General features: G+C 40.1%; 7 protein-coding genes. All 7 read left to right on the top strand.

The window, feature by feature from the left end:
- Positions 1 to 344 precede the first annotated feature (344 nt).
- The 7 genes from metK (at position 345) to ADG81_RS01855 (ending at position 8,073) form a co-directional block, all read left to right on the top strand.
- Complete coding sequence (gene metK / locus ADG81_RS01885; RefSeq protein WP_020903501.1) at positions 345 to 1,535, top strand: methionine adenosyltransferase; 1,191 nt, start codon at positions 345 to 347, stop codon at positions 1,533 to 1,535.
- 87 nt (positions 1,536 to 1,622) lie between these two features.
- Positions 1,623 to 3,014: a peptidoglycan-N-acetylglucosamine deacetylase PgdA gene (gene pgdA, locus ADG81_RS01880; RefSeq protein ID WP_020903502.1), complete on the top strand. Its 1,392-nt coding sequence runs from the start codon at positions 1,623 to 1,625 to the stop codon at positions 3,012 to 3,014.
- Positions 3,015 to 3,090: 76 nt separating this feature from the next.
- Positions 3,091 to 3,933 carry an aldo/keto reductase gene (locus ADG81_RS01875; protein ID WP_023948286.1) on the top strand — a complete coding sequence of 281 codons (843 nt, stop codon included), beginning with the start codon at positions 3,091 to 3,093 and terminating at the stop codon, positions 3,931 to 3,933.
- A 268-nt stretch (positions 3,934 to 4,201) separates the two neighbouring features.
- Entirely contained in the window at positions 4,202 to 4,573 is a 372-nt protein-coding gene (locus ADG81_RS01870; protein ID WP_049550737.1) for a GFA family protein, read from the top strand.
- 35 nt (positions 4,574 to 4,608) lie between these two features.
- A complete protein-coding gene (glyQ, locus tag ADG81_RS01865) occupies positions 4,609 to 5,526 on the top strand; it encodes a glycine--tRNA ligase subunit alpha (protein WP_000038733.1) in 918 nt (305 codons plus the stop codon).
- A gap of 211 nt (positions 5,527 to 5,737) precedes the next feature.
- Positions 5,738 to 7,774 carry a glycine--tRNA ligase subunit beta gene (glyS, locus tag ADG81_RS01860; RefSeq protein ID WP_049550736.1) on the top strand — a complete coding sequence of 679 codons (2,037 nt, stop codon included), beginning with the start codon at positions 5,738 to 5,740 and terminating at the stop codon, positions 7,772 to 7,774.
- 41 nt (positions 7,775 to 7,815) lie between these two features.
- Positions 7,816 to 8,073 (top strand): DUF896 family protein, encoded by a 258-nt coding sequence (locus tag ADG81_RS01855; protein WP_000372163.1) that lies wholly within the window; start codon positions 7,816 to 7,818, stop codon positions 8,071 to 8,073.
- The last annotated feature ends 108 nt before the right edge of the window (positions 8,074 to 8,181 follow it).

Genomic DNA, 8,181 nt, shown 5'->3' with positions numbered 1-8,181 from the left:
AAAAGGCTCCATAAGATCCATAGGGGATTTACCCACTACAAATATTATAGAGCCCATTAAAGACTGCAAATTGTACTTAAAAATGGTATAATGATAAAGTTATATAGTCCCGATAAGATGGTAGGCATTTATTACTAAGAGTTTTCCTATCAGTACTTTGCAACTCGCAAAGAATGACGGCTCCATACGGTTGCCGCTATAGTGCGGTCATCCTATGCGCCTTACTAGCTTCAGAAATAAAAAAGTATCGTTTTTATTTCTTTTGCGTCGTAACTCTTATAGAATAAAAATACCTATCAGTACTTTGTAACTCTATAACACTATTTTTAAGGGGGGACATTTTTATGTCAGAACGTAAATTATTCACGTCTGAATCTGTATCTGAGGGGCATCCAGATAAGATTGCAGACCAAATTTCAGATGCGATTTTGGATGCTATTTTAGCTAAAGATCCAGAGGCGCACGTTGCTGCTGAGACAGCTGTATATACTGGTTCAGTCCATGTTTTTGGTGAAATATCTACAAATGCTTATGTGGATATTAACCGTGTGGTTCGTGATACCATTGCAGAGATTGGCTATACCAATACAGAATATGGTTTTTCTGCTGAGACGGTGGGAGTCCATCCGTCACTTGTTGAGCAGTCACCAGATATTGCCCAAGGTGTTAACGAAGCCTTGGAGGTTCGTGGGAATGCAGATCAAGATCCGCTTGACTTAATTGGTGCTGGAGACCAAGGTCTCATGTTTGGCTTTGCAGTGGATGAAACAGAAGAGCTCATGCCATTGCCAATCTCACTCAGTCATAAATTAGTTCGTCGTTTGGCAGAACTTCGTAAGTCTGGGGAAATTAGCTATCTTCGCCCAGATGCTAAATCACAAGTTACGGTTGAGTATGATGAAAATGACTGTCCAGTACGTGTGGACACAGTTGTTATTTCAACTCAGCACGATCCAGAAGTCAGCAACGAACAAATTCACAATGATGTCATTAATAAGGTTATCAAAGAGGTTATTCCAACCTCTTACTTGGATGAGCAAACCAAATTCTTCATCAATCCTACTGGTCGTTTTGTAATCGGTGGACCGCAAGGGGACTCAGGTTTGACTGGTCGTAAGATCATCGTAGATACTTATGGTGGCTACTCTCGTCACGGTGGTGGTGCCTTCTCTGGTAAAGATGCGACTAAGGTGGACCGTTCAGCCTCTTATGCGGCTCGTTATATTGCCAAGAATATCGTTGCAGCTGGTTTGGCTAAGAAGGCAGAAGTGCAATTAGCCTACGCTATTGGTGTTGCCCAACCTGTTTCTGTTCGTATCGATACTTTTGGTACGGGAACAGTAGCTGAAAGCAAGCTTGAAAAAGCAGCTCGTCAAACCTTTGATCTTCGCCCTGCAGGGATAATCCAAATGCTGGACCTCAAGCGTCCAATTTACCGTCAAACAGCGGCTTATGGACACATGGGACGTACGGATATTGATCTTCCATGGGAACGTTTGGATAAGGTAGATGCTTTGAAAGAAGCAGTAAAATAAGATTTTAAGAGGGAGTTCCCCTCTTTTTAATATACTATTTCCTCTAAAATAATTGAAATTATAGCCTGAATTTGATATGATATCTCTATGGATAAAAGTAGAGCAAAACGTGTTGAGCACGATAAAAAGAGAATCGGTTTAATAGCCATGGTAGCTATCTTTTCAGTAAGTATTTGCGTCCTTGGTTCAATGATTGGATACAAAGTATATACAAAGCAAAGTTTTGAACAAAGGATTGAATCTCTCAAGAAAGAGAAAGATGATCAATTAAGTGAGGGAAATCAGAAAGATCATTTTCGTAAGGGACAAGCAGAAGTAATTGCCTATTATCCTCTCCAAGGGGAGCAAGTGATTTCATCTGTAAAAGAAATCATGATACAGGATATTAAGGAAAATCTGGAAGACAAGGAAAATCTGGTTTTTTATTATACGGAGAAACAGGATTCGACTTTAAAAGGGATTGTCAACCGAAGTGTGATGAAACAAGTCTATGATTTAACTTCGTCAAAAGTTGAAGAGACTGAAAAAACTAGTCTAGCGAAAGTGCATTTGACAGAAAATGGTAAACCTTTTACCCTTGATCAACTATTTTCAGATGCTAGTAAGGCTAAAGAGCAACTGATAAAAGAACTGACTTCTTTCTTACAGGACAAGAAATTGGAGCAAGAAAAGATTGATCAAGTTGTTAAAGGTTTCTCTGACCAAGACTTGTCTGCATGGAATTTTGATTACAAGGATAGTCAGATTATCCTTTATCCAAGTCAGTCAGTTGAAAATCTAGACGAGATTGCCTTGCCAGTATCTAGTTTCTTTGAAGTTATTCAGTCCTCTTATTTATTAGATAAGGATGCAGAGCTATATAAGGCTTATTATGAAAAGAAAAATCGTAAAGTAGTGGCCCTGACTTTTGATGATGGACCAAATCCTGCAACGACAAATCAAGCATTAGATACTCTTTCTAAGTATGGTATCAAGGCAACTTTCTTTGTTCTAGGTAAGAATGTTTCTGGAAATGAAGAGATTTTGAAACGCATGAAATCGGATGGACATGTCATTGGAAACCATAGTTGGAGTCATCCAGTGCTTTCAAAACTTTCCCTTGATGAAGCTAAAAAACAAATTACTGATACTGAGGATGCGCTAACTAAAGTGTTGGGTTCTAGTTCCAAACTCATGCGTCCGCCTTATGGAGCCATTACAGACGACATTCGCAATAGCCTTGATTTGAGCTTTATTATGTGGGATGTGGATAGTCTGGACTGGAAGAACAAAAATGAAGCAGCGATTTTGACAGAAATTCAACGAGAAGTCAAGAATGGTTCTATTATTCTCATGCATGATATCCATGCTGAGACGGTCAATGCTCTACCGAAGGTTATTGACTATTTGAAAGGGCAAGGGTATGACTTTGTGACCATTCCAGATTTGTTAGATACTCGTCTTAAAGCTCACCAGCTCTACTACGACCGCAATCAATAATACACAAAATCTAAAGAGAAAAGTTTTCCTTGAAAATTTGGCTCTTTGGATTTTCTTCTCATAGAAAGGAAAAATAATGAAATCTTATACTTTAAACAATGGTGTTACAATTCCAGTACTGGGATTTGGAACCTGGAAAGCTGAAAATGGAGAGATTGCATATCAAGCTGTACTAGAGGCTTTAAAGGCAGGCTATCGCCATATCGATACGGCAGCTATTTATAAAAATGAAGAAAGCGTTGGTCGTGCCATTCAAGATAGTGGAGTTCTGCGTGAGGAAATTTTTGTAACCAGCAAACTCTGGAATACAAATCATAGCTATGAGCAAGCTCGTCAGGCTTTTGAAGAGTCTTTAGAGAAACTTGGCTTGGATTATTTGGATTTGTATTTGATTCATTGGCCAAATCCAAAACCGCTCAGAGAAAATAACCACTGGAAAATCCGAAATTCAGAAGTTTGGAGAGCTATGGAAGACCTCTATCAAGAAGGCAAAATCCGTGCTATTGGAGTTAGTAATTTCCTTCCCCATCATTTGGATGCCTTGCTTGAAACAGCAACTATCGTTCCAGCGGTCAATCAAGTTCGTTTGGCTCCAGGTGTGTATCAAGAGGAAGTGGTAGATTACTGTCTAGAAAAAGGAATTTTATTGGAAGCTTGGGGCCCTTTTGGTCAGGGAGAACTGTTTGATAGCAAGCAAGTGCAAGAAATCGCGTTAAATCATGGTAAATCGGTTGCTCAGATAGCCTTGGCCTGGAGCTTAGCAGAAGGATTTTTACCACTTCCAAAATCTGTCACAGCTTCTCGTATTCAGGCTAATCTTGATTGCTTTGGAATTGAACTGAGTCATAAGGAACGTGAAACCTTAAAAACAATTGTTGTTCAGTCTGGTGCTCCACGAGTTGATGATATGGATTTCTAGAAAATCATAAAAAGAATTGTACATTGTGCTAATTTTTGATATAATAGTCAGCAGGAAAGAAAGTCTTATGGCGTTCTTCAAGCGAACTTGGGATAGTGGGAGCCAAGTAGGGCAAAATAAAGAACTGGCGCTTTCTGTAATATTTTTAAAAACAATGAAGTAATAAATTAGGGTGGAACCGCGTTTCTGACGCCCCTAGTCGCAAGGCTTGGGTGTTGAAATTCGGTTCTTTTTGAATTCGTCTAATGCCTAAGTAGAAAGGAGCATAATGCTTAAAGGATCTTGTTTATGTAAAGCAGTGACCTACACTCTAGATGAGGAATTATCGGAATTAGTTTTTTGTCATTGCTCATTTTGTCGGAAAGCAACTGCGTCTGCCTATACAGTTAATGCTAAAGTTAGCAGTGAAAAGCTAGTATTGCATGGAAAAGAAAAGCTTGTTTCCTATAGTTCTTCTCCAGGAAAACAGCGTTATTACTGCCAGAACTGTCATAGTCAAATTTTCACTGTTCAAGAAAATATACCAGAAGTCTGTGCTTTGAAATTAGGTACAATAGATGAAAGCGATCAGAATTTACAAACTGTTCCTAAACGTCATATTTTTCAGGACCCAGCTTTTTCTTGGTTGCTTGATAAATAAATTTAAAAAGATCATATAAATTAAAGGAGTATTCAATGTCTAAGAAATTAACATTTCAAGAAATTATTTTGACTTTGCAACAATTTTGGAATGACCAAGGTTGTATGCTTATGCAGGCTTATGATAATGAAAAAGGTGCGGGAACAATGAGTCCTTACACTTTCCTTCGCGCTATCGGACCTGAGCCATGGAATGCGGCTTATGTAGAGCCATCACGTCGTCCTGCTGACGGTCGTTACGGAGAAAACCCTAACCGTCTTTACCAACACCACCAATTCCAAGTGGTTATGAAGCCATCTCCATCAAACATCCAAGAACTTTACCTTGAGTCTTTGGAAAAATTGGGAATCAATCCTTTGGAACACGATATTCGCTTCGTTGAGGATAACTGGGAAAATCCATCGACTGGATCAGCTGGTCTTGGTTGGGAAGTTTGGCTTGATGGTATGGAAATCACTCAGTTCACTTACTTCCAACAAGTAGGTGGATTGGCAACTGGCCCTGTGACTGCAGAAGTTACTTATGGTTTGGAACGCTTGGCTTCTTATATTCAGGAAGTGGATTCTGTCTATGATATCGAATGGGCTGATGGTGTAAAATACGGAGAAATCTTCATCCAGCCTGAGTACGAACACTCAAAATATTCATTTGAAATTTCGGATCAAGAAATGTTGCTTGAAAACTTTGATAAGTTTGAAAAAGAAGCTGGTCGTGCCTTGGAAGAAGGATTGGTGCACCCTGCCTATGACTATGTTCTCAAATGTTCACATACCTTTAACCTGCTTGATGCGCGTGGTGCCGTATCTGTAACAGAGCGTGCAGGCTATATCGCCCGTATCCGTAACTTGGCTCGTGTCGTAGCCAAAACCTTTGTCGCAGAACGCAAACGCCTAGGCTACCCACTTTTAGATGAAGCAACACGAGCTAAACTATTAGCAGAAGACGCAGAATAAAGAAAGTGACAAATTACGAAAATGGGCGAACAGTGTGAGCCCTGAACCAGTTGCCGCAGTGATGAATGTATCCTTAGTGAAGCTAAGGATACTAGGCAAAATTGGAGACTTTTGGCTCCAATTTTAGCAATGAAACAACGAAGTTGGTTGCTTGCGTGCCAATCACATAAGGCAAACTGGAAAATAAAAAGATAATTTTCGGAGAAAAAACATGACAAAAAACTTATTAGTAGAACTCGGTCTTGAAGAATTACCAGCCTATGTTGTCACACCAAGTGAAAAACAACTAGGCGAAAAAATGGCAGCCTTCCTCAAGGAAAACCGCCTGTCTTTTGAAGCTATTCAGACCTTCTCAACACCACGTCGTTTGGCTATTCGTGTAACTGGTCTTGCAGACAAACAGTCTGATTTGACAGAAGATTTCAAGGGACCAGCAAAGAAAATTGCCTTGGATAGTGATGGAAACTTCACCAAAGCAGCTCAAGGATTTGTCCGTGGGAAAGGCTTGACAGTTGAAGATATTGAATTCCGTGAAATCAAGGGTGAAGAGTATGTCTATGTTACCAAGGAAGAAGTGGGCCAACCAGTTGAGAACATTGTTCCAGGTGTAGTAGACGTCTTGAAGTCATTGACCTTCCCAGTCAGCATGCACTGGGCTAACAACACTTTTGAGTATATCCGCCCTGTACACACTTTGACAGTTCTCTTGGACGAGCAAGAGTTTGATTTGGATTTTCTTGATATCAAAGGAGATCGTGTCAGCCGTGGCCATCGTTTCTTAGGACAAGAAACCCAGATTCAATCAGCTTTGAGCTATGAAGAAGACCTTCGTGCACAGTTTGTAATCGCAGATCCACGTGAACGTGAGCAAATGATTGTTGACCAAATCAAGGAAATTGAGGCAAAACATGGTGTACGTATCGAAATTGATGCGAATTTGCTGAACGAAGTCTTGAACTTGGTTGAATACCCAACTGCCTTTATGGGAAGTTTTGATGCCAAATATCTTGAAGTTCCAGAAGAAGTTTTGGTGACTTCAATGAAAGAACACCAACGTTACTTTGTTGTTCGTGATCAAGACGGTAAACTATTGCCAAACTTTATTTCAGTCCGTAACGGAAACGCAGAGCATTTGGAAAATGTCATTAAAGGAAATGAAAAAGTCTTAGTAGCTCGCTTAGAAGACGGTGAATTCTTCTGGCGTGAAGATCAAAAATTGGTCATTTCAGATCTTGTTGAAAAATTAAACAATGTGACTTTCCATGAGAAAATTGGTTCCCTTCGTGAACACATGATTCGTACTGGTCAGATTGCTATTCTCTTGGCAGAAAAAGCAGGCTTATCAGCGGATGAAACGATTGACCTAGCCCGTGCAGCAGCCATTTACAAGTTTGACTTGTTGACAGGTATGGTTGGCGAATTTGACGAGCTCCAAGGAATTATGGGTGAAAAATATGCCCTTCTTGCTGGGGAAACTCCAGCGGTAGCAGCTGCTATTCGTGAACACTACATGCCTACATCAGCCGAAGGAGAACTTCCAGAGAGCAAGGTTGGAGCCATTCTAGCCATTGCAGACAAATTGGATACGATTTTGAGTTTCTTCTCAGTAGGCTTGATTCCATCAGGTTCTAATGACCCTTATGCCCTTCGTCGTGCAACTCAAGGTGTGGTTCGTATCTTGGATGCCTTTGGTTGGCACATTGCTATGGATGAGTTAATTGATAGCCTTTATGCTTTGAAATTTGACAGCTTGACTTATGAAAATAAGACAGAGGTTATGGACTTTATCAAGGCTCGTGTTGATAAGATGATGGGTTCTACACCAAAAGATATCAAGGAAGCCGTTCTTGCAGGATCAAACTTTGTTGTGGCGGATATGTTGGAAGCAGCAAGCGCTCTCGTGGAAGCAAGCAAGGAAGATGACTTCAAACCATCTGTTGAATCACTTTCTCGTGCCTTTAACTTGGCTGAGAAGACAGAAGGAGTTGCTACAGTTGATTCAACACTATTTGAAAATGACCAAGAAAAAGCCTTGGCAGAAGCAGTAGAAACACTTGCTTTATCAGGATCTGCAAGTCAACAATTGAAACAACTCTTTGCACTTAGCCCAGTTATTGATGCTTTCTTTGAGAATACCATGGTAATGGCAGAAGATCAGGCTGTCCGTCAAAATCGTTTGGCTATCTTGTCTAATTTAACTCAAAAAGCAGCTAAACTTGCTCGTTTTAACCAAATTAACACTAAATAAAATTTGATAAACGGACTTTATCTTATCACAAAGGAGAAGAAATGGATCAGAAAAAAATTGATCGTATCAACGAGCTTGCTAAAAAGAAAAAAGCAGAAGGCTTGACACCAGAAGAAAAAGTGGAACAAGCTAAACTACGTGAGGAGTACATCGAAGGTTATCGTCGCTCTGTTCGTCACCACATTGAGGGAATCAAAATTGTGGATGAAGAAGGAAACGATGTTACACCAGAAAAACTACGCCAAGTCCAACGTGAAAAAGGGTTACATGGCCGTAGTCTTGATGACCCAAATTCATAATAATACTCTTCGAAAATCAAATTCAAACCACGTCAGCTTCACCTTGCCGTACTTAAGTACAGCCTGCGGCTAGCTTCCTAGTTTGCTCTTTGATTTTCATTGAGTATA

It is taken from the genome of Streptococcus pseudopneumoniae (assembly GCF_001070815.1).
Lineage (GTDB): Bacteria > Bacillota > Bacilli > Lactobacillales > Streptococcaceae > Streptococcus > Streptococcus pseudopneumoniae_P.
Note: the sequence above shows the minus strand (reverse complement) of the source record. Positions and strands in the feature narration are given on the sequence as shown.

Coding starts and splice junctions, on each gene's coding strand:
- metK (WP_020903501.1), top strand. CDS start 345: ATGTCAGAACGTAAATTATTCACGTCTGAATCTGTATCTGAGGGGCAT.
- pgdA (WP_020903502.1), top strand. CDS start 1,623: ATGGATAAAAGTAGAGCAAAACGTGTTGAGCACGATAAAAAGAGAATC.
- ADG81_RS01875 (WP_023948286.1), top strand. CDS start 3,091: ATGAAATCTTATACTTTAAACAATGGTGTTACAATTCCAGTACTGGGA.
- ADG81_RS01870 (WP_049550737.1), top strand. CDS start 4,202: ATGCTTAAAGGATCTTGTTTATGTAAAGCAGTGACCTACACTCTAGAT.
- glyQ (WP_000038733.1), top strand. CDS start 4,609: ATGTCTAAGAAATTAACATTTCAAGAAATTATTTTGACTTTGCAACAA.
- glyS (WP_049550736.1), top strand. CDS start 5,738: ATGACAAAAAACTTATTAGTAGAACTCGGTCTTGAAGAATTACCAGCC.
- ADG81_RS01855 (WP_000372163.1), top strand. CDS start 7,816: ATGGATCAGAAAAAAATTGATCGTATCAACGAGCTTGCTAAAAAGAAA.